Source organism: Streptomyces sp. NPDC042259, from assembly GCF_055582085.1.
Map to the genome: position 1 here is coordinate 32196 of NZ_JBVJDW010000011.1, position 19358 is coordinate 51553.

19 protein-coding genes are annotated in these 19358 nt (G+C 70.0%); 7 read left to right on the forward strand and 12 right to left on the reverse strand.

What is annotated here, in order from left to right; genetic code table 11:
- Positions 1-41: 41 nt before the first annotated feature.
- Both ACZ6MA_RS25990 and ACZ6MA_RS25995 read right to left on the reverse strand, forming a co-directional pair.
- Positions 42-743 carry a hypothetical protein gene (locus ACZ6MA_RS25990; RefSeq protein WP_469436381.1) on the reverse strand — a complete coding sequence of 234 codons (702 nt, stop codon included), beginning with the start codon at positions 741-743 and terminating at the stop codon, positions 42-44.
- Positions 740-1306, reverse strand: a complete 567-nt coding sequence (locus ACZ6MA_RS25995) for an RNA polymerase sigma factor (protein WP_469436382.1) — start codon at positions 1304-1306, stop codon at positions 740-742. Before ACZ6MA_RS25995 ends, ACZ6MA_RS25990 begins: the two co-directional genes overlap by 4 nt.
- A 565-nt stretch (positions 1307-1871) precedes the next feature.
- Here ACZ6MA_RS25995 and ACZ6MA_RS26000 point away from each other — a divergent pair.
- On the forward strand, positions 1872-2924 hold the full coding sequence (locus tag ACZ6MA_RS26000; protein WP_469436383.1) for a NucA/NucB deoxyribonuclease domain-containing protein: 1053 nt from the start codon (positions 1872-1874) through the stop codon (positions 2922-2924).
- Positions 2925-3003: 79 nt separating this feature from the next.
- Positions 3004-3516, forward strand: a complete 513-nt coding sequence (locus ACZ6MA_RS26005) for a hypothetical protein (protein WP_469436385.1) — start codon at positions 3004-3006, stop codon at positions 3514-3516.
- Between the two features lie 68 nt (positions 3517-3584).
- On the opposite strand, the gene ACZ6MA_RS26010 is transcribed toward ACZ6MA_RS26005, so the two are convergent.
- The 5 genes from ACZ6MA_RS26010 to ACZ6MA_RS26030 form a co-directional block, all read right to left on the reverse strand.
- A complete protein-coding gene (locus ACZ6MA_RS26010) occupies positions 3585-4034 on the reverse strand; it encodes a hypothetical protein (RefSeq protein WP_469436386.1) in 450 nt (149 codons plus the stop codon).
- 244 nt (positions 4035-4278) lie between these two features.
- Positions 4279-4503: a hypothetical protein gene (locus ACZ6MA_RS26015; RefSeq protein ID WP_469436388.1), complete on the reverse strand. Its 225-nt coding sequence runs from the start codon at positions 4501-4503 to the stop codon at positions 4279-4281.
- Positions 4504-4773: 270 nt separating this feature from the next.
- Positions 4774-5595 carry a hypothetical protein gene (locus ACZ6MA_RS26020; RefSeq protein WP_469436389.1) on the reverse strand — a complete coding sequence of 274 codons (822 nt, stop codon included), beginning with the start codon at positions 5593-5595 and terminating at the stop codon, positions 4774-4776.
- A complete protein-coding gene (locus ACZ6MA_RS26025; RefSeq protein ID WP_469436390.1) occupies positions 5592-6500 on the reverse strand; it encodes a sigma-70 family RNA polymerase sigma factor in 909 nt (302 codons plus the stop codon). The genes ACZ6MA_RS26020 and ACZ6MA_RS26025 overlap by 4 nt, the downstream gene beginning before the upstream one ends.
- Complete coding sequence (locus tag ACZ6MA_RS26030) at positions 6497-6718, reverse strand: hypothetical protein (protein WP_469436392.1); 222 nt, start codon at positions 6716-6718, stop codon at positions 6497-6499. The genes ACZ6MA_RS26025 and ACZ6MA_RS26030 overlap by 4 nt, the downstream gene beginning before the upstream one ends.
- Positions 6719-7220: 502 nt before the next feature.
- Here ACZ6MA_RS26030 and ACZ6MA_RS26035 point away from each other — a divergent pair.
- Positions 7221-7475 (forward strand): hypothetical protein, encoded by a 255-nt coding sequence (locus ACZ6MA_RS26035; RefSeq protein ID WP_469436393.1) that lies wholly within the window; start codon positions 7221-7223, stop codon positions 7473-7475.
- Between the two features lie 23 nt (positions 7476-7498).
- Here ACZ6MA_RS26035 and ACZ6MA_RS26040 read toward each other — a convergent pair whose 3' ends face one another.
- The 4 genes from ACZ6MA_RS26040 to ACZ6MA_RS26055 form a co-directional block, all read right to left on the reverse strand.
- On the reverse strand, positions 7499-9451 hold the full coding sequence (locus tag ACZ6MA_RS26040; RefSeq protein ID WP_469436394.1) for an ABC transporter ATP-binding protein: 1953 nt from the start codon (positions 9449-9451) through the stop codon (positions 7499-7501).
- Positions 9452-9518: 67 nt separating this feature from the next.
- On the reverse strand, positions 9519-10229 hold the full coding sequence (locus tag ACZ6MA_RS26045) for a lasso peptide biosynthesis B2 protein (protein ID WP_469436396.1): 711 nt from the start codon (positions 10227-10229) through the stop codon (positions 9519-9521).
- Positions 10220-12079 (reverse strand): asparagine synthase-related protein, encoded by a 1860-nt coding sequence (locus ACZ6MA_RS26050; RefSeq protein WP_469436398.1) that lies wholly within the window; start codon positions 12077-12079, stop codon positions 10220-10222. The genes ACZ6MA_RS26045 and ACZ6MA_RS26050 overlap by 10 nt, the downstream gene beginning before the upstream one ends.
- A gap of 98 nt (positions 12080-12177) precedes the next feature.
- Positions 12178-12303 (reverse strand): lasso RiPP family leader peptide-containing protein, encoded by a 126-nt coding sequence (locus ACZ6MA_RS26055; RefSeq protein ID WP_466790881.1) that lies wholly within the window; start codon positions 12301-12303, stop codon positions 12178-12180.
- 258 nt (positions 12304-12561) lie between these two features.
- Between ACZ6MA_RS26055 and ACZ6MA_RS26060 the strand changes: the two genes are divergently transcribed.
- Positions 12562-13899: an XRE family transcriptional regulator gene (locus tag ACZ6MA_RS26060; RefSeq protein WP_469436399.1), complete on the forward strand. Its 1338-nt coding sequence runs from the start codon at positions 12562-12564 to the stop codon at positions 13897-13899.
- A gap of 95 nt (positions 13900-13994) precedes the next feature.
- Here the strand turns inward: ACZ6MA_RS26060 and ACZ6MA_RS26065 are convergent, their stop codons facing one another.
- Positions 13995-14486: a hypothetical protein gene (locus ACZ6MA_RS26065; protein ID WP_469436401.1), complete on the reverse strand. Its 492-nt coding sequence runs from the start codon at positions 14484-14486 to the stop codon at positions 13995-13997.
- 1948 nt (positions 14487-16434) lie between these two features.
- On the opposite strand from ACZ6MA_RS26065, the gene ACZ6MA_RS26070 reads away from it, so the two are divergent.
- The 3 genes from ACZ6MA_RS26070 (at position 16435) to ACZ6MA_RS26080 (ending at position 19218) form a co-directional block, all read left to right on the forward strand.
- A complete protein-coding gene (locus ACZ6MA_RS26070; protein ID WP_469436403.1) occupies positions 16435-17319 on the forward strand; it encodes a ParA family protein in 885 nt (294 codons plus the stop codon).
- On the forward strand, positions 17312-18379 hold the full coding sequence (locus ACZ6MA_RS26075) for a hypothetical protein (RefSeq protein WP_469436405.1): 1068 nt from the start codon (positions 17312-17314) through the stop codon (positions 18377-18379). Before ACZ6MA_RS26070 ends, ACZ6MA_RS26075 begins: the two co-directional genes overlap by 8 nt.
- A 362-nt stretch (positions 18380-18741) precedes the next feature.
- On the forward strand, positions 18742-19218 hold the full coding sequence (locus tag ACZ6MA_RS26080; RefSeq protein ID WP_469436407.1) for a hypothetical protein: 477 nt from the start codon (positions 18742-18744) through the stop codon (positions 19216-19218).
- Positions 19219-19358: the final 140 nt, after the last annotated feature.

Sequence of the window (19358 nt, forward strand, 5' to 3'; positions counted from 1 at the left end):
TGGAGTGGTTGGCTGTGGCCGGACTGTTCGCGGGCGGCGGGTCATTGGTGGCAGAGGGGGCTGTCGAGTTTGGCCTGGGCCAGCTCGTAGAGGTGGCCTTCGGGGATGGCGCCGTGTTCTTCCTCTGTTTCAGCGTTGCCGAAGGTTGCCTTCCATGGTGGCGGCGGGGTGGCGGCCGTGTGCGGGGCGGGGTTCTCCCAGTCTTGATCACACAGGAAGCCGCCGCCGCGCAGTTCGCGGTAGCAGTGCAGTGCTTCTTCCGGTTCGCCGCGCAGCATGGCTTCGAGGAAGAGGAGGTAGGCGGCGGTGGAGTCGCCGATGCCGGAGGCGTAGCGCCACCAGAACCGGGCTCCCTCGGCGCCGTCTCCGCTGAGGTAGAGGAGGCAGCCCAGGCCGCGGGCGCCGACCGGTTCGGTCGGGTGGTCCCCGTCAATGACTCCGGCCGTCAGGCGGCTCACTTCGGGGGCCCTGAGGTTGAGGCGGCACAGGCTCTGCAGGTCATGCAGCAGGCGGCGCTTGAGCGGCCGCCATGCCGCAGGCTTCTGGATGTCGGGCCGCAGCAGGGCGGTCAGCTCGGGGGAGGTGGGGGTGAGCCAGCCGCTGGGGGTGCGGGCCAGCGCGGCGCGGCGTTGCTCGGCCTGCTCGATACGGTTCCACAGGGCGCGGTCATCCTCGGCGCGCTGGTCGCGGGGGTAGGCGGGGAACTGGGTCTGTGCCCCCTTCAGGACATTCTCGATGGTCATGGCCGGTGGCCTTTCTCGTGGGCGGGCGTGGGGAGCAGGGCGGCCAGGGCGGTGAGTCCGGCTTTGAGGTGGGAGCGGACGGTGGAGCGGGCCAGGCCGGTGGTATCGGCGATGTCCTTGACGGAGCAGTCCAGGAAGTAGTGGAGGGAGATGCAGGTGCGCTGGCGGTCGGCGAGCCGGAGGACCGCCTGGTGGAGCTCGATGCGGAGCGGGATCTGCTCGAACTCGTCGTTGGGGAGCCCGGCGATCGGACGGTCGGTCTCCTCGAACGCGAGACCAATGGCTACCGCCGGCCGCCGGTCGCGTTTCCTGAGGATGTCGACCACGGCGTCGTGAAGGATCTTGAAGCCGAAGGCGGAGGCGTTGGTGCTGGCGAAGGCCTCGTCGCGCCGCAGGTAGATCTTGAAGAAGGCCTCGTTGGCCGCTTCTCTCGCGTCCTCCCAGGAGAACAGCCGGGAATACGCCCAGGTCACGTACCCGTGCCGTTTGCACCGGACGAAGGACTCGAACATCACCAGGCTCTCCCGGTCTGCCGCGTGCAGCGCGGCGCGCCAGCCGTTCATGACCGGCCTCGCGATACACGGGCCGTCGTCGGCTGGTGGAGGTGGTGCTGGGGTTCTTGCCGGCTTGAGGTCGCCCCCGCACGGCGCTCATCGGGTGGCGCTGTGCCGTCGAACATCACAGATATTTTCCTGTCCTGTCCAAGATGGTCCGGGGTCCCCAGCCGCCCGGGAGAGCAGTGACTCTCGCCCCTCATGCCGTCACAACGGCACAGGGCGTCCAGCCCGTCACACAAGAATATTGACGGAACGTAACTGCAAGATCACAGATGGCGCCGCACGGTCGCACCGAGACCCGCGGCGAGCGGCACATCGTCCGGCGCCACATCGGCACCAACACCATCCTCACCGGCCCCTGAACGTACGTATTCCAGGGTGCCCGGCCTCCGGGACAGGACTGTGGTGGCGGGAAGAAATGCGTTGCGTAGGCGGGCAGTTGACTCATCGGCTTCGCGGGCAACAGCATGCACGGGTTCGCTCATGGGCCCCATTGAAGGGACACGCCTTGAAGGGTCACTTACGTCGACGTATCCGCCTTTCTGCGGCTGTAGCGGCCGCAGCGCTCGCGGTGCCGCTGCTGGCCACGCAGCCGCAGGCGGCCGTAGCCGCCACGGCAGCCGACAGCAACGATCTGGTCGTCACCCTCGGCGAGCCACTGCAGCAGGCACCCCAGCAGTTGGCGGCCGGGCTCTGTCAGGGAGGCGACCCGGATTACAACCGGACCGAGTCCTGCTACATCGCCACCGTCCCGGTGGAGGTGAAAGAGAAGAAGACCGGACAGATCACGGGCAGGGCGCTGCTGGATGAGACGTCGGAGGCCAAGCTGAACCCGCGCGACCGCACGTCGTGGGAGCACAAGGTCACACTCAGATTGCACGATGCCACGGGCACGGCCCTGGCCATGTCGGGCAGCGTCACCTTGAAGTGCGACGCCTGCCGTGCCTCCTCCGCAGGAGGCATCAAGGCGCTGCCGTCGGGCAGCACGCAGACCTTCACCATGACGGTCTCCTCTCCTGGCACAGAGATCAACACCGACCAGATGGTGCCCGTCGTCTCGGTCATCCCCAACCTGCCCGGAGCCGAGGCCGGCACCGGTGCGGTGGGCACGCCCATCGCCGTGCGCTGCGACAACACTCCCTACGTCAGCCCGCAGAGCAAGGGTGGCTGCGTCTACCCGCGCTACACCCCTACCTACGAGCTGTCCACGCTCGACGGGAAGATCGACCAGGTCGCCTGGCACATCTACTGGGCGCAGAACAACTTGCGGCAGGCGTGGGGAGCGAAGGGCCGCGGGCCGGCGCTGACCCGCACTGCGGACAAGGACCTGATCGACAAGAACCGGGAGACGGCCTGTCCGTCGAGCATGCCGCGTCCGGACGGCAAGTCGTGTGACGAGTACCCGTTCGCGTCGACCCATCAGGGCGCGTCGAAGAACCCGGATTACTCGTGTCACATGGTGCCGGAGAAGCAGAACACCGCCGAGGGCCGCGACTACCGCAACCCCTGGTACAAGGCCAACCGGATCTTGGAGGACGATGCCTTCTGGGTCAGCATCACGCTGCCGCCGGCCGGCGTCCGGGCCATGCCGCCGGCCATGAACCTCGCCCGGTGCCCCGGGTGACACCCTGACGACGGCACATCAGCGGCAGGCGCGCCCGCGCCTGCCGCTTCCCTTCCCCTGCTGCGACGAAGGACCGGGCATGGCCCAACTGATCCAACGGGACAACGGTGAGCTGTTCATCGAGCACAACGTCTTCACCGTGCTGGACCCTGACGTCATGGACGACGTGCCCGCCGAGTTCGACGAGAACGGCCTGCTGGCCGTCACCGACTGCGGGGCCGCCGTGCTGTGCGGCACGCACACCGGGACTATTGAGGTCACTGCGGAAACCTGGGACGGCTCACCTCCCCTCGACCCCTCGTCCTGGCAGGACGTCACCGAGATGACGCTGCCCTGGAGAGGCCAGCGGATGGAGGTCTGGGGCGCCGGCTACACCCCCGACGAAGAGCTTCCCCTCGCTATCCCCGGACCGGGCACCTACCGACTCCGCGTCTGCGGCCGGCACCGTGATGACGGCGAAGACCGCCGAACAGCAGACACCCCCGTCGAGCAGTACCTCCTCCAGATCTGGCCCGCCCCCTCCGCCCCACCCGTCACGCACAAGGCAACCAGTGCACTCGGTGCCCGCTGGCGCTCCCAACCCGACACCTGACCACCCCCTCTCTCTCGCCGACGGAACCATCGCAGGCCTTCTCCAGCCAGCGCGGCGGCGTGGAAGGGTCAGCGCTCGGCGCGGTGGTCGTAGACCGTGAGGGCCAGGGCTCGCATCGCGGCCTGGGCGTGTTCGGGGTTCAGGCCCTGGTCGACGGCTTCCAGGGCTTCGGCCGCCGAGACCCTTACCGCGAGGGGGAGGCCGTCGTAGGCGGCGGCACGGTAGGCCACGGTGCGGCGGGCCTGCCGTTCCGTTTCGCTCACGCCGTCCGGGGTCAGGGGGAAGACCGCGGCCTGGTACGTCGCGATGCTCACCAGGACCGCGTCGGCGATCCCCTCCGCATAGCCGTCGGCCCGGACGGCATCGGGGTCGGGCGGGAAGAGGGCGGCGATCCGGCGGCGGGCGAGGAACGAACCGGTCCCCGCACCCAGGCCGGCCGCACCCGCGGCAACCAGGGCCGCCGTCCTGCCGCCGAGGAGCAGGCCGACGCAGAGACCGCCGAGCGCCGCGCACGTCACCAGCACGAACGTGATCAGCAGGCATGATGCGGCGCTCGCTGTACGCGCAGCCGAGCAGGACCTCGCCTGCCTGGAGGACGTCGAACAGGGAGGAGGGCAGCAAGCGGGTCCGCGAGCAAGAGGCGTGGGCCCAGGGTGTCTTCCCCGCCGTGCACGAGCGGCTCAGGAAGGCCGCCGCCGCGATGCCCGCCGGCACCGCTGCCCGGGTGACGGCACCGGCTGGCCATCACCGGACACGGCGCCGCTACGACCTGCCCTCCGTCAGGCCACTGGCGAGGTTCTCGATGTAGAGCAGGGTCCACTCGACGCCGGCCTGCCAGCCAGGGGGCTCGCTGCCGTACCGGCCTTCGGCGTCGGCTCGGATACGGGCGGCCAGTGTGCGCAGGTCTGTCTGGAGTCCCTGCCGCCGGGCGCTGTCCATGGCCTGGCGCATCTCTTCAGTGATCTCAATGGGGCGGTTCTCATTCACCACTCCACTGTGACGGACACCGGCAGTGTGCCGCCTCCGGCTTACCCCCCCTGACCGCGGTGGCGGGGGTTGCCGGGGCGTCGGCGGCGGGGCTGCGCGAACATGGCGCCGCTGCACGACCGAGCTTCTGCGGGCCAGCCACGCGAGATTCACGTGCCACATGCACCTGCCCGAAAGATCCCCCACTGACCTGCACGGCATGCCCAGTCCCCGGATCCCAACCGGGCTGCGCCCCCGGATGGGATCCGGGGGCGCAGCGCAGCAGATCTTTCAGTGGGTCGCGGCCTCGTCGACCTGGCGGTGGACCTGCATTGCGGGGCGAGATGCGTCCCGCCGGAACTCTGGGCGAGCGTGCGGGCGGGCTGGGAGGTCGCTGGGCCCCTCGGGCCGGTCGGCCGCCGTGTTCAGCAGGGCACGGACCTTGCGGGCGAAGTCGGGGCCGGGCAGGGGCAGCTCGCTTTCAGGTTCGCGGAGGTAGCCGACTGCAACGGCGGTGGGCATGTAGTCCATCAACTCGGTGACCACGGCGGAGCGGGGGCGGGTGGTGTTTTTGGCGAGGTGACGCAGGACGCGCAGGATCGTGGTGGTCGGAGCCTTGTCGTCGTGGTGGAGGATGACTGGTTTGTCGTCTCGGTGGAAGGTGGTGCGCACGGGCTCGGCCGAGGCGTGTGCGTCGTCGGTCTGGGTGTGCCACCAGCGGGCGGTGTGGGTCTCACCGAGGGAGAGGTGGTGGAGGTAGAGGCAGTATGCGGCGGCGGGCTGGCCGGCGCCGGCGGCGTACTGCCACCAGAACCGGGCGCCGTCGTCGGTGGCAGTCAGCTGCAGGACGCAGGCCAGGACCAGCGCGCTGCGAGGCGCGGGCACCTGTTCGGTGATGAAGCGAGCGACCGCGGTGGCGGGGGTGTGAGTGACCAGGGTTTCGCACAGCGCGCGCAGGTCCTCTGCTGCGGCTGCCGACGCGTTCGGTGCCCAGCCTGGCGTGACGGCCGGTCGGGCGCCCGGGCCGGCTTCGCGAGAGGGGACGGTGTCGCGGGGCACGGTGCGGTCGCGGGCGAGCAGTGCCCTGGACAAGATGTCTTCGAGCGTGGTCATGGTGTGGGTCCTCCGGTCTGGGGCGGCAGCTCGATGGTGTCGTCCAGGAAGCGTTCGGCGTGGCGTTCGGCGGACCGTACGGCGGCCAGCGGGATGCCGAGGAGGTCGGAGACCTTCTCGGGGGTGAGGCCGCACATGCGCCGCAGCACGATGACGTCGAGTTGAGCGTCGGGCAGCCTGCTGATCGCGGTGAACAGTTCCAGGCTCTCCGCCAGCTGCGCCGCCTGGCCCTCCACTGAGGTATGCGTGTGCAGGGCGACAGTGTCGAAGGCAGCGTCGCCCAGTATGGGCCGCTGGTCCCGGTAGTCGGCCTTGGCCTTGACGGTGGCGCGCAGGATGCTCCAGGCGTAGCGGCGGACGTCCGGGCTGGCGAGGGCGTCGTCGAAGGACAGCCACAGGATGGCAAAGGTGTCTTCCACCGCCGCGTCGCGGGGTTCGCCCTGGAGGAAGGCTTCGGCGTAGCGGCGGTAGTCCTCTTCGACCATCGAGCGCAAGGCGTCGTGTTCCAGGGGCGGTCCGGACCGGGCGGTCGCCACGGCGGTGGTCCCCTCAGTGGAGCGGTCGACCCAGTCCCGGCTCTTGCCGGTGTCCAGGGCCGCCTGTTTCCACAGCCGGTACAGGGGCCAGCCGGGGATGTTCAGCTCGGTGGCCAGGCGGTGGATGACCTCCCAGCGCGGGTAGTGGCCCACGCCGCGCAGCAGCTCGGAGAGCTTGGACTTGGCCAGCGGGACGCGGAGGCTGAGGTCGCTGAGGGTGCGGCCGCTGCCGAGGTAGTGGTCGCGGGTCGGGTCCAGCCAGGCTCGATGGGAGCTGCTGACCGTCGCTGCGATGGGTCCGAGCTTGCGGCCGGGACGTGCCGGGGCCGGCTCGGAGGCCGGTCCCGGCACGTTGAACGACGTCGTCACAGGGCGCCGTCCTCCTTGCCGGGCACCGCCGCCCCGCGGCGCCCGGAGGCTGGCGCGGGGCGCGAGCGGAACCCGCGCAGGACCTGGGTCACGGTCAGGCCCAGGACGGGAGCCAGCGAGGCGATCAGCGCCACGTGGCCCATCGCCGCCATCGCCATGCTCCAGGCGAACACCATCCCGGCCAGCGCCAACAACAGCGCTATCTTCCTGGTGTCCATCACACTCCTTTGTGTCATGCCGCAGCCATCCGGAGACCACGCCAACAGGACCCCGTTCAACCAGCGGGTGCCGAACCGCGGTTGAGGGGCCATCAGCATGGACCGCACATCACGCACTACGCCACGTGATCACAAAATCACGGAACATTAGGTCTCACGGGCGGTCAGCGGGCAGCCGTAATTGAGCGTTCCGGTGCACGTAGGGCACGCCGGTGGCCCGTCGCGGGTGAAGTTCCCGATTTTCCTTGCAATCCCATCGGCGAGCCCGTCATATGGAGACAGGACACCTTGGTGTCGCTCTTCCATCCGGAAGAGGCACGCCCCCGTGCCGAGAACGAAAGGGGCGCGTGCCAGACCGTTCCCGCCCGGCCTGAGGTAGAGGCCAGGCGGGAACGGTGCACCCCTAACAGGGGAGACGACCGTAGCGCAGGGCACTGACACCCCCCAGCGGCCGGGCTGTCGACAGGGTTTCGGAGGCGGCCCCGCGGATGCCCCCTGACAGTTGCTCGACATCGACGCGCGGATGGACCAGGCCGCCTCGAAGCCGGTGATCGTGCCGGACACCGTGGTCATCGACGGCGAGAAGGCGTTCATCTCCGACACGTTCCTGCGGGCCTGCGAACGGCTGGGCATCCCCGTCCAGCGGGCGCGCTCGCCGATGCCGCCGTACCCGCCTATCGCACCGCCCGCTCCGCTCCCCGAACAACGCCCGCGCGGACTACGCGGCATGCTGCGCCGCCTGCTCGGCGACCGGTAGGCGATTCGTCAGGAACAGCCGCGTCAGGTGACGGGGTCGCTGTATGTCCTGGCCTGGGTTCGGTACATGGCCGCGTATTCGCCGTCCAGCTCCATCAAAGTCTCGTGGGTGCCCTCCTCGATGAGGTGTCCGTCGTCGAGGACGATGATGCGGTCGGCGTTGCGGGTGGAGCCGAGGCGGTGGGTGATCAGGACGACGCTGCGGCCTTCGCTCAGGGTCCGGATGCGGTCATAGACGGCTTCCTCGCCGCGGGGGTCGAGGGCGGCGGTCGGCTCGTCGCAGATGAGGAGTTCGGCGTCCTGGCGGTAGAAGGCGCGGGCGCCGGCGATGCGTTGCCACTGGCCGCCGGAGAGGTCGCGGCCGCCCCACCAGGACGGGGCGAGGTTGGTGTCCAGCCCGTCAGGCAGGGCTTTGAGGACGGTGTCGGCGCCGGCGGCGCGGGCGGCGGCCAGCACGGTGTCGTCGTCGCCGGGGCGGCCGAGGGTGATGTTCTCGCGGGCGGTGACGGGCCAGCGGGCGAAGTCCTGCGGGAGCATTGCCAGCTGGCTCCACGCCTGTTCGGGGTCAGCGTCGGCGAGGCTGACCCCGTCCCAGGTGACCGTGCCGGTGGTAGGGGCGTACAGGCCGGCGAGGAGCTTGGCCAGGGTGGACTTGCCGCTGCCGTTCGCGCCGACGACCGCCAGGACTTCACCGCGCCGGACGCGGATGCTGACGTTGTGCAGGGCGGGGCGGGTGGCACCGGGGTAGGTGAAGGACACGTCGTGCGCTTCGATGACCTCAAGATGGCGTGGGAGGGGGGCGCGCGTGAGCGGGGTGGGGGTGCGGGCGTCGGCGTCGGTGAGGAAGTCGGCCCAGTCGCCGAGGTAGAGGCCGGTTTTGTAGGCGCCGTTGACGCCGGTGACGAGCTGGGTGAGCAGGCGCTGGCTGGTCTGGACGGCGATGACGGCGGTGCCGGCCGCGGCGAGCGGGATGCGGCCGGTGGAAGTCAGCCAGATCAGGGTGGCGTAGACGCCGACGGTGCAGGTCCCGGCGAGGGCGTCGCCCGTGATCAGGTAGCGGGCGCTGGTGCTGCCGACCTGCGCGGCATGCTCTTCGAGGCGGGTGGTGACCGTCGTGAACCGCTCGAGGAGCCAGGTACGCATGGTCCCGGCGCGGACTTCGAGGGCGGTGGGGCGGCCGGAGGTGTGGAACATCCAGGTGTGGCGCAGGCGCCGGTCGGCAAGGACGTGGCGGTCGGCGAGGTAGGCGGTGCGGGCGGTGCGGACGGCGGCCCAGCCGCGGGGGAGGACGGCGAGCAGGAGCAGCGGGAGTAGTAGGGGGTGGAGGAGGGAGAGGACGCCGGCGGCTGCGAGGAGTCCCATGAGGGTGGTGAGGGTGGTGGTGAGGTTGTCGACCATGAGGTGGGCGTCTTTGGCGGCGCGGCTGGCGGCCTCGGAGTGGTCGCACCAGGCGGGGTCGTCATAGGCGGCGAGAGGGACGCGGGTGGCAGCTTCCAGATAGCGGCGCTCGGCGATGCCGTCGACCTTGGGGCCGATGCGGGCGGTGGTGGCGACGGTGAGCGCGCTGATGACCGAGCGGGCACTGGCCGCGGCGCCAATCAGGATCAGCGAGGGGACGGCCGCGCGCAGCCGGTCGGCAGTGGCTCCATCGGCGAGCAGCGGTGTCAGGACGCCGGCGGTGGCGTGCAGCCCGGTCGCGGTGAGGACCCCGGAGACCACCTGCAGTACGGCGGTCAGTAAGAAGGCCCGCCGGTCGGCGGCCCAGGCCAGGCGTAGGGCGGTGCCGGAGAGGGCGGGCAAGCGTCGGGCGATGGTCAGGAAGGAGTCGTCGAGCGCGTGGTCGTGGCGTTCGGCGCTGACGGTGTACTGCGGCAGCGGCTCGGTCATGGGATTGCGGCGGCGCGGCCACGGCAGCAGAGTGCGCCGGGGCCGCGCCGGGGCGGGAGCGGGGTCCTGGTGGTCGGTTGAGGTCGTCACGCCCGGCGCAACGACTCACCCGAACGAGTGGATGCGGTGGCGAAGGGTGGCGAATATCTGTGCGGACCTACACACGTAGGGCTGGTATGTACGGCCAGGCGCGGTCGGCTTCGTGCTGCCCGATGACGGCCTCCGCCGTCTCGATCCAGGCGTGGGCGGCGGCAGGCGCGAACCGAGCACCGAGGACCCAGTGGACCCGGCGGCGGCGCAGCAGGGCCGCGAGGAATGCCCCCAGGCTCTCCTCGAAGCATGCGGCGCGGCCGGGCCAGGCGCGGGCGGCGCGGTGCACGGCGGCGAAGACCGCGTCGGCCTCCTGCGGTGCCGCTGGCGGGAACGGCAGGCGGACGACAACGCGGGCCAGGGCGATGACCGTCCGGACGGGGAGGCAGCGCAGCAGGACGAGCGCGGTGGCGAGGCCGGTGATGCCGGCCAGGCGGTCCGCTGTCTTCGGCGGCCAGCCCGCCGTGGTGAAGCGGATGGTGCCCGGTGCCGGGAGAGTCGGGAGTGCGCTGGTGGCCGGGTCGAGGCGGGCGGCGGCGAAGGACTGGGTGAGCAGGGTGAGGTCGGCTCGGACCTGCCCGGGGTCGGCACCGCGCGCGGCCCAGTGCGCGGTGAGCTCCTTGATGGCGGTCTCCGCGGGGACGCCGGCGGCGAGGACCTGCCACAGGGCGGCCCCGGTGGGGTTGAGGAACACCCACCGGCCGCGCGTGCACCGGATGTCGAGGAAGGCGGCTCCGGCCGGCGTGATGGCGGTGTAGACGCGGTGGCTCACGGGCATGGGACGTCCTCCTCGTCGCGCTCCCACCAGGTGTGCTGGGCGGTGTCGAGCGTGGCGAGCCACAGCTCGGTGACCACCAGGGCGTGCAGGCCGGCCAGCGGAGCGGGCACGCCCTGGACGGCGCGCTCGAGGTCCTCCAGCACCCGGCGGGCGTCGAGCAGGCCCGCGCGGGCGAGCGCCGATCCGCCGATGATGCCCCGCAGGGCGGGGGCGTTACGGCGCAGCCCGGCGTAGACGCTGGAGGCGAACGTGGTCTTCGTGGGCCGGTGCAGGAGGAAGTCGGGGACCAGGCCGTCGAAGACGGTGCGGGCGAGCGCCTTGTAGACGCCGGGCCGTACGCGCTCCCCCGGTTCGATCGCCAGAGCCGCGTCGACGACCGCGGTGTCGAGGAACGGGGCGTGCAGCGGGATGCCCCAGCGGGTGCGGGAGATGGTGTCGAAGGTGGCGTGGCCGTCGGCCATCAGCTCCAGGCCCAGACGCTCGTGCAGCCGCGCGGGCGAGACGTCCGGGTCGGCCTGGGCGGCGCGGGTCTCGACCAGGACGGACAGCGCCCGCCGGCCGCCCCGGGTCAGCCAGGGCTCCGACCCGCTGGTCGAGCACCAGCGCATCGCCTCCCACGGCGCCGCCCCGTACGGCCGCACTGCCGCCGGGGGCCGGGCGAGGGAGGCTGCCAGGGTGGCGAGGGCCTGGGGGTAGCCGGTGGCCGCGGTGCGCAGCAGCTCGCCCCACATCCGGTGCACACTGCTGCGCCGGGCCCGGGCGTAGCCGGCCGCCCTGCGCAGCGCCTCGATCCGGCGCCCGGCGAGGCAGAGGTCCACGGGGTGGCTGCGGACGGCGTCCAGGACGTCGTCGCCGCCCCGTCCGGTCAGGTGTGCGGTGCTGTCGTGGGCGATGACGGGCGCGAACTGGGCGTCCTTGATGGCGAGCAGGCCGAGTGTGAACGACGGCGTGTCCGTACGGGGCAGCGCCGCCGCGTCCTCCAGGCCGGCGAAGTGACCGCCGGTGCCCTGGCCGTTGACCACTTGGTGTGTGATCACGGGGACCGTGTCGGCGAGGCGGCGGGCGTAGCGGAGATCATCGTCGCCGGCCAGGTGCACATCGGTGTAGGTGACGGCGAGCAGCGGGCGTTCCGCGGCCGCCAGGCACGTGACGCTGCTGCTGTCGATGCCGCCGGACAGGTCCGCCGACATCTGGCCGGCCGCCCGCGCGCGGCGCGCAACTGCTGTTCGTACTGCTGTCCGCAGCCGTTGCGCCCCTTCCTCGGGCGAGAGGGCCGGTGAGTTCTCGCGGGCGGGGGCAGTGCGGGCGGGGCCGCGGTCGGGCAGGACGAGAACGTGGCCCGGCGGCACCCGGCGCACGCCGTGGAAGAGGCTGTGGCCGGCGAGGACGTCCACCCCGGTCAGCATGAAGGAGCCCATCAGCAGCGGCAGGTCCGCCCGGGCCTGTGTCACTGCCGCCAGGGGCACGGCTGCCGTGGCCCACAGCACCTGGTCCTCGATCGGCAGCCAGTACACGGTCATCACCCCGGCCCGGTCCCCCGCCACCCGCACGCCGCCTCGGGTGCGGGCCACCGCCAGGTACGAGCCGGGCAGCCGCGTCGCGCCCGCGGCATCCCCCCGCTCCAGCGCGGCCAGGGCGTCGTCGAGCTCCTGCTCCGTCGCCAGGCAGCAACCCGCCGCCACCAGGCCCGCGCCCTCCGGGGAGCACGCCGAGCGCACTTCCCCACTCTCGTAGCCGACCGTCCATATCCGTGTCCCGGCCAGGCCAGTGATCTCCCGCCCGCCGCGCAGTCGCACACCAGCACCCGGGACTCCCCCGGGGCCGTGCCGTCCGGCGATCAACCGCACCATCACCACCTCGTTTCTGCTCGTAGACGCGACAGCGCCCGGGAGGGCTCGAAGCCAGCTCCCGGGCGCCGGGTTCACTCACTCACACGCGAGGGCCGGGGTCACTTCCAGTACTGGGTGTCGTCCGGCTCGTCGTTGCCCGCCGTGCCGAGGGTCACCTCGGCGACGGTGCCCAGCACGGTCAGCGTCGGCGCGATGTATTCCTCGGCCTGCTTGATGAACTCCATGGCGTCTCCAGACGTCGTTGTCTCGGATGGACCGCCGCCCGGCCACCCCGGCATCTCCGGCCGGCGAGGCCCCGGCGGCGGGCTGCGCACCATCACCATCCCGGCCCCCGGCAGCAGGAGGAAGCCGCGGGCCGGGTGCGGCCGGGTGCGGCTACGAGCACCCCAAGCGCACCCTCCGCCGCCATTCCGTACAGGCCCGGTCCAGGGCTACCGTCGATATGTTCGGCCCCGGCTCGGCGAGCGAAGGGCGAAACCAGGATGCATCTGCTGACACGGGCATTACGCGCACGCGGCTGGCTGCCGCCCGAATTCGCCCACCGCATCTGCGACCTGGGGGAAAAACGGCACGTCGCGGTGGGCACCGGCAAGGACGGCGTCTACCGGTGGCAACGTGGCCGCACGCCCGACCTGCCGACCCAGTACCTCATCGCCGAACTGCTCGGCATCCCCGCGAGCGCAGTCGTCCAGCACCCCTGGCCCCGCTGGCTGTCCCTGGACCCGCTCCAGCAGCCCACCCACCACAGCTGGGACGCACCCGGCACCATCCAGGCACTTGAAGAGGTGTCAGGGAGGGAGACCATCGAAATGCAACGACGGCAATTTACCCAGCTCACCGGAGTAGCCCTGACGGCCTCTCTGTGGGCGTGGCTGACCGCCGACCCCGCAGCGGCCGGCCAGATCACCCAGGGCAACCGCCTGGGCGAGACCGCCGTCGCCCACATCGAGAACCGCGTCCGGCAGCTGCGGCACGCCGACGACATCGACGGCGGCGGCCAGCTGCTGAACGAAACCTCCTCCAGCCTGCGGATGGTCACCACCCTCCTCAAAGACCGCACATACACCGACGCCCACGGCGCGCGCCTGCACGGCGCGGCCGCCGACCTCGCCCGCATGCACGCCTGGGCACTGTTCGACGTCGAGGACACCTGCGCCGACGCCGTCTTCCAGGCCGCCCTGCGCGCCGCCCACGCCTCCGCCGACCCCACGCTCGGCAGCCACGTCCTGGCGTTCTGGGCCATCGCCGCCTACAACAGCAACCGGGCCGCCGACGCGGAGGAAATGACCGCCGCCGCCCTGTCCGCCTCCCGCGGCCGCAGCACCCACCGGGTCGAAGCGATGCTCCTCTCCCGCCGCGCCCGGGCCCGCGCCCACCAGAAGAACACCGCCGCCTTCGCCGACCTCGACCGCGCCGCCAGCCTCCTGTCCGCCGCCGACCGGCACCACGGCGACGACCCCGAATGGGTCACCTGGTTCGACCAGGCCGAACTCCTCGGCGCCCAGGCATCCACCCACCTTGACCTCGGCGAACCAGCCCGCGCCGAACAGCTCTTCAGCCAGACCGCCGACCTCTTCCCCGACGACCGCATCCGCACCCAGGCCCTGTTCCTCGCCCGCCAGGCCGACGCCCAGTGGCGACAAGCTGACCCAGAGCGAGCCTGCGCCACCGCCCACCGCGCCCTCGATCTCACCGAGGAGATCAGCTCCCACCGGGCCGCCGGCCCGCTGCGCGACCTCGCCACCAGCATGCGCACCCACACCACCATCCCCGCCGTCCGGGACCTCCGCGAACGCGTGAAGACCACGCTGGCCGCCTAGCAACGCGTGGGCTTGGTACTAAGTGCACTGACATCGGCCGCAGGCGGGGGCAGTGCCAGGGCGTGTGCCAAGCCGTCTGCCAAAACCGGTGAGGACTACGCGGACGGGGCGTCCCACATGGCCAGTACCTCAGCGACCTCCGGCACGCCGCGGTGACGCCGCAAGGCGGCCAGCACCACGTCGCCGCGCTCGGCCGCGCGCGTAGACGGCACCGAGGCCGCCATGGCGAACATGCGGTGCGCCTGCGAGGCCGCCTCCTCCATCTCGTTCGCGTCCACGAGCGCCGTGACCAGCCAGGAGGTGTACAAAGCGAACTCGCGGACGTGGGCCGGGTCGTTGCCGGCCAGCACGCCGCGCAGCAACGGGACGGCGCGCAGCGGGCGGTGGAGCTGGGTGGCGACCCGGGCCTGCATGACCTCCTGCTCCGGGATGTCGACCCAGTACAGCCACCGCTGGTCGCCGGCCTCGCGCGGGTCGGCGTCGGTGATCTGCTGCATCGCCTCGCCCATCGCCCACAGCGCCGTACGGTCGTCCCCGGCCAGCGCGCTCGTCCACGCCAGCCGGGCCGACGTCAGCGACCGCGCCACCAGCGGGACACCGGTCCCCGCGGCGGCCTCGGCGGCGCGTACGAGCGAACCGGGTGAACGGCTACCCCGCCCCCACGACCGCTGAGATCACCCGCAGCCTCACCCGGGCCGTGATCTCCATGACCGAGGACGAGGTGTTCGCGCCGCTGGCTCCCTACCCTGCGTACCTATCGCGAGCTGCGGGTGCCGGTGGTGCCGGACGGCGGCAACCGGCAGGTGAACGGAGTTGCCGTCGGCGGTCACGACCGTGGTTCCGAGAACGGCACGTTGGCCGGTCGCCGTGGCAGCCACCGGGACGGCGGCACCCACCAGGGCCTTGAGAGAGCCGGGCTTCGTCGGCATCATGTCGCCTCGCTTGAAGGCAATGGGCGCTTCGGTTCCCTCAAGGTGCCGCAGGCGGGGTGGGGACTCGGCCGGTGTGGGAGCGGACCCGTCGCGGCATCTGGGCGTCAAAGTGCCAGCGGTACCCGCACTTCGGATGCTCTGTAACCAGAACCTTCACGATGGTGCCGCGGTAGACCCCCAGGAGGTCAGTCTCTGATTCCCAGGCGGGGCGCTAGCGCAGCAAAGCAGGGAGTGCGAGGACGCGTCCGCATCGCCACCACAGAGAGGCGGAACAGCACCTCTCACGTCTCTGACCTGCAAATATACCGATAGATATGCGCATACATGTAGGGATAGATATATCGAGACGGGTACTCTTACGTAGATCGATTATTGCATCGTTGAGCATGCCTATGAGCACATCCATGAATAAACCGTTTGCTACATCTAGGCCCATCTTCTATTCAGTACCTATAAGTAGTGCTCTGTTGCTAGCTAACTAGCTAACTAGCTAACGATCCCACACTCGACCCGCGTGGTCGCCTGACAGGCGAACGAATCACCTGGTGACCTGGCAGACCCGCCAGCGAGCTACCGGCCCAGGTGACTGACGGACATGCGCGCTGCATCGCCACTTGTGCATGCATCTGCCTTGCATACGAGCGAGTTCCTGAGGCATCGATCCACCTGCCTAGGTGCCTGCTTGCGCACATGCTCAGCTACCTGCCCACCTAATTTTCTTGCGGACTACCGACCGCCCTTACTGACCCACCATCGTTCGGACGGATCAACGACATGTACGACTGCTCACGTCACTGACCGCCCAGCTGACGAGCTCGTCAGCTTCTCGCCTAGCGGACGCTTCACCGACCCGACGCCCTCGCCACATTGCACGCTCCGGTGCTGCTCTGCCCGGTCTTGAACGACCTGCCTCATGCACGCGCTGGCGAGTGGACTGACGGACACCTTCCGTATTCCCCTACAGGCCTTCCTGACGACGTAGCCCTCGCGCAAGCGGACGAGTCCGATACCGCGCCGCCTTACCGACGGGCTACCCAGCGAGCCGACCCGCTGGTCTTCCATCGGACATGCAGCGGAGCTTCCTCACTGGCCCATCAGGTGCCGAGCAGCCAGGCTGCCGCCCTTGCCCGTGCTCCTCATACCGGCTCACGTTGCCCCGCATCAGGGTGCCCATCCATCGCGCCACGTTGCTGGGGATCGCGTTATGCAGGCTACGAACTGACGCATCACGGGACGCTCCCTGCCTCATGCCATCGGGCGACGTCACGAGGCGCCTGCCCGCCCGTTCTGCTGCTCCGCTCTGGCACTGCCGGACCCCCCGTCACCGTCCGGCACCCTGGCCACCCTGACGCCCCTCTCATCCAGGTCCTTCCGCGCGTCGGGCTACATCAGCGGTCGGCAGTCCTGTTATCGTCATGCGCGAAGATCCCGTGTCACTAGAGCGAAACGGGCCACGAGCGACACAGTGGACGCAGGAAAGGCCGCCGAATCCGGCATTTCCTTCGCTCTCGCAGGTAGCGCGAATCCTCAAGGCCCTGGTGACAAGGGGCTCCAGGCAGCAGGCATGACACTGACGATGTAGCAGGAGAGGCGGAACAGGGCGATGAAGGTCCTCGCGGTCGCGAATCAGAAGGGGGGCGTCGGCAAGACCAGCACGACCGTGAACCTGGGAGCAGGCCTCGCGCTCGCCGGCAACCGGGTGCTCGTGGTCGATCTCGACCCCCAGGCTCAGGCCGGGACGGCCCTCGGCGTGAACCTCTCCGGCGAGGACCAGCTGGCTCGTTCGCTGGGCTGGGCTCTGCAGGCGCGCATGCAGAACATGCGGATAGAGCTGCCCACCATCATGTTCGACCGCGGAGAGCTGCTGGAGGACTGGGACAGCGGGGGCTCCCTCCATCTCCTGGCGGGAGAGGAGTCGACCATGTCCGCGGCCCAGGACCTCATTCACAAGAAGGGGTACCAGGCCACGCCGGTTCTCCGCCGCATGCTGCTCGAAATCGAGGACCTCTTCGATTTCGTCGTCATCGACACTCCGCCAGCGGTCTCCTCGCTCGCGGCTACTGCCCTAGCGGCCGCGGACCACGTTCTGACGGTCTGCTACCCGGAGTACTCCACTCTCAAGGGAGCGGTGGCCATCCGGGGGACGGTCGGGTATGTAAAGGATCGGACTGGTGGCGAGTGCGATCCGCAGTACCTGGGTGCGGTCCTCAACCGTTCGAGCGCTCCCTCGACGATGAAGGCCCAGGAGATCAACATCCGTAACGGCGTTATCGAAGCCGGTCTGTACCCGTTTGTGACGGATATCCGCAAGGATGACCGGATCTCTGGTTCCTATGCCTATGGGGAGCCGGCTGTTCTCCGCTTCGCGAACCACGCCCCGGGCAAGCAGTATGCCCGGCTGATGGGAGAGGTTCTCACGCGCATCGACCAGCCGGTCGAGAAGTGGGAAACCCCCGAGCTGATCGCCACGGGGGCCTCCGATGAGTAATTCGTCCTCCGGCGGCAAGGGCAAGAAGAAGTCCGCCTCAGCATTTCAGTCGGCGGCCAGAGGCAAGGGGCAGTCGGCGGCGCTGCTGCAGAACCTCCTCGCCGGTGCGGACGAGGTTGCCGAGCGTTCCTTCCTCGGCGGCGGAGGCACGCCCGCGCCCGAGTCCATTAAGCCCAGTGCCCCGGTGGCCGCTGAGCCTGCTGCCCCTGTCCCGCCCCAGAGCCGGGATGAGACAGAGATGCCGGAAGCCTCTCCGGCAGAGGCCCCGGCCCCGCAGGAAACCACCGGCGGCCTGCGAGTGGAACCGGCGCAGGGGGGTGTTTCGGAGGCCCAGCAGGGCAGTAATGCCCTCCCGATCGCTGTCGAGGCAGCCAGCCCGGGCACCGGTCTGTCGTCACAGGCGCCGTCGGAACCCACTTCCGCACCCGTGCCAGCACCCGCAACTGCCCTGGCTCCAGCACCCGTTGCCGATCCGGCGCCCGTCATCACCGAGGCCCCGCCTGAGACGCCGGCCCAAGGCGAGCCGGCGAGCCCGGCCTTGGCTCCCGCCACGTCTCCCCGGCGCCGCTCAAAGAGCCCGCGTGGCCCATGGGCACACAATGCGGTCCACGAAAGCTTCGCCCAGGCGAAGATTCGCTCGGAGGAGTGGGAGCAGCACGGTTTCCGTATCGAGCCCGAGATCCTGGCAGCGCTGAAGGCGCGCATTGCCCGGGACCGCCGCTCCTCGGGCAACGGCGGATTGGCATTCGGCCACTATCTGGATGCGGCGCTGCGGCATGCCCCGACGAGCGTCGACGAACAGATCGTGTGGGCCCAGCAGTTCCTCGACGACCGGATGGCGTATGTCGAGAAGGGCAAGCAGTCGACCTACCGTGTTGGCCGGCAGGCGCACGCCCTGATGTCCTCCCTGCATCAGGAGTTGCAGGAGGCGGACTACGGTCGGCGGGGGCTGTACGTGGTCTCCGCTGCGCTTGAGCGTCTGCTGCACGCACTCAATGCTGAGGGAGAGCTGCGCCGACCGGAACGCCGGAGCCCGGCCGGAGGAGCTCCCCAGGCCTGAGCTGCGACCCAGCCCTTGAATATACCGATGCCTGTAGCCGACGCTGTTGCGTTGGCTACAGGCATATCTGCATGTATTCCTATCCCTTGCTGTGCATTCCCCTAACTGACGATGCATCTTGCTCTATGCCTAGTCGTCCGCCGATCGAGTTCTCACCCTCTCTGCCTCTCTGCGCCCGTGTCACTAGACCTGATTCGCCACCTCTGGCGCAGTCAGGAGACTGAAAGCCGCTCAAACTCGGCACTACCGGGTGACTCATCGGCCATGGCGACACACGGCAGGTCTAGTGACACAAGAAATTCCAAGGCCTTATGCGGTAGCGTGTGCAGCACGATCAACACACATGACTGCGGAGCAACTCGATGGCCGAGACCAGCATTCAGCTCAGCACCAGCGCCGTCGCAACAGCGGCCGGACTGAGCGAATCGTGGGCATGGAAAGCCCGCGACCAGGGCGTACTCCACGCCCCCCACTTCGAGGACGCCGTCGTCGCCCTGCGCGTCTACGCCTTCGTCTCCCAGATCGTGTGGCCCGGCAACCGACGCCCCCGCAGCGCGCGCCAGGACCTCGAGCTCTGGCAGTCCAGCGCCGTCGAAGCTGCCCGGGAAGCCGTATCCGACCCCAACACCACGTCAGAAACCGCGTTGTGGGTCCTTGAGGATTCCGTCCACCTGGTGACCAGCCCCGGCCAGCGCGCCGCCTTCGACCTCGACCACCTCAACGGGCGCGTCGCCTTCAGGATCCCTGTCGGCCTCTGGGTCGCCGAGCTGCCCGAGGCCATAGCGGCTCTGGGCACGCGCCGACGCCGGACTTCGCCGTCCTCCAAGCCTGCGGCCTGAACCCTGACGCACCAACACCGGAGCCCCGATGGGACTCCGCTCCGGCGCCGGCCGCTCGCCACCACCTTTCCAGTCTCACGGGATCACGTGCCGCACAACAGCCAGAGGTGACACACCCCACCACTCCTAACTGAACACCC

Excerpts from the sequence above, each read along its gene's own strand:
- ACZ6MA_RS25990 (WP_469436381.1), bottom strand. The coding sequence starts at position 743 with ATGACCATCGAGAATGTCCTGAAGGGGGCACAGACCCAGTTCCCCGCC.
- ACZ6MA_RS25995 (WP_469436382.1), bottom strand. The coding sequence starts at position 1,306 with ATGAACGGCTGGCGCGCCGCGCTGCACGCGGCAGACCGGGAGAGCCTG.
- ACZ6MA_RS26005 (WP_469436385.1), top strand. The coding sequence starts at position 3,004 with ATGGCCCAACTGATCCAACGGGACAACGGTGAGCTGTTCATCGAGCAC.
- ACZ6MA_RS26020 (WP_469436389.1), bottom strand. The coding sequence starts at position 5,595 with ATGACCACGCTCGAAGACATCTTGTCCAGGGCACTGCTCGCCCGCGAC.
- ACZ6MA_RS26030 (WP_469436392.1), bottom strand. The coding sequence starts at position 6,718 with ATGGACACCAGGAAGATAGCGCTGTTGTTGGCGCTGGCCGGGATGGTG.
- ACZ6MA_RS26045 (WP_469436396.1), bottom strand. The coding sequence starts at position 10,229 with ATGCCCGTGAGCCACCGCGTCTACACCGCCATCACGCCGGCCGGAGCC.
- ACZ6MA_RS26050 (WP_469436398.1), bottom strand. The coding sequence starts at position 12,079 with ATGGTGCGGTTGATCGCCGGACGGCACGGCCCCGGGGGAGTCCCGGGT.
- ACZ6MA_RS26055 (WP_466790881.1), bottom strand. The coding sequence starts at position 12,303 with ATGGAGTTCATCAAGCAGGCCGAGGAATACATCGCGCCGACGCTGACC.
- ACZ6MA_RS26060 (WP_469436399.1), top strand. The coding sequence starts at position 12,562 with ATGCATCTGCTGACACGGGCATTACGCGCACGCGGCTGGCTGCCGCCC.
- ACZ6MA_RS26070 (WP_469436403.1), top strand. The coding sequence starts at position 16,435 with ATGAAGGTCCTCGCGGTCGCGAATCAGAAGGGGGGCGTCGGCAAGACC.
- ACZ6MA_RS26075 (WP_469436405.1), top strand. The coding sequence starts at position 17,312 with ATGAGTAATTCGTCCTCCGGCGGCAAGGGCAAGAAGAAGTCCGCCTCA.
- ACZ6MA_RS26080 (WP_469436407.1), top strand. The coding sequence starts at position 18,742 with ATGGCCGAGACCAGCATTCAGCTCAGCACCAGCGCCGTCGCAACAGCG.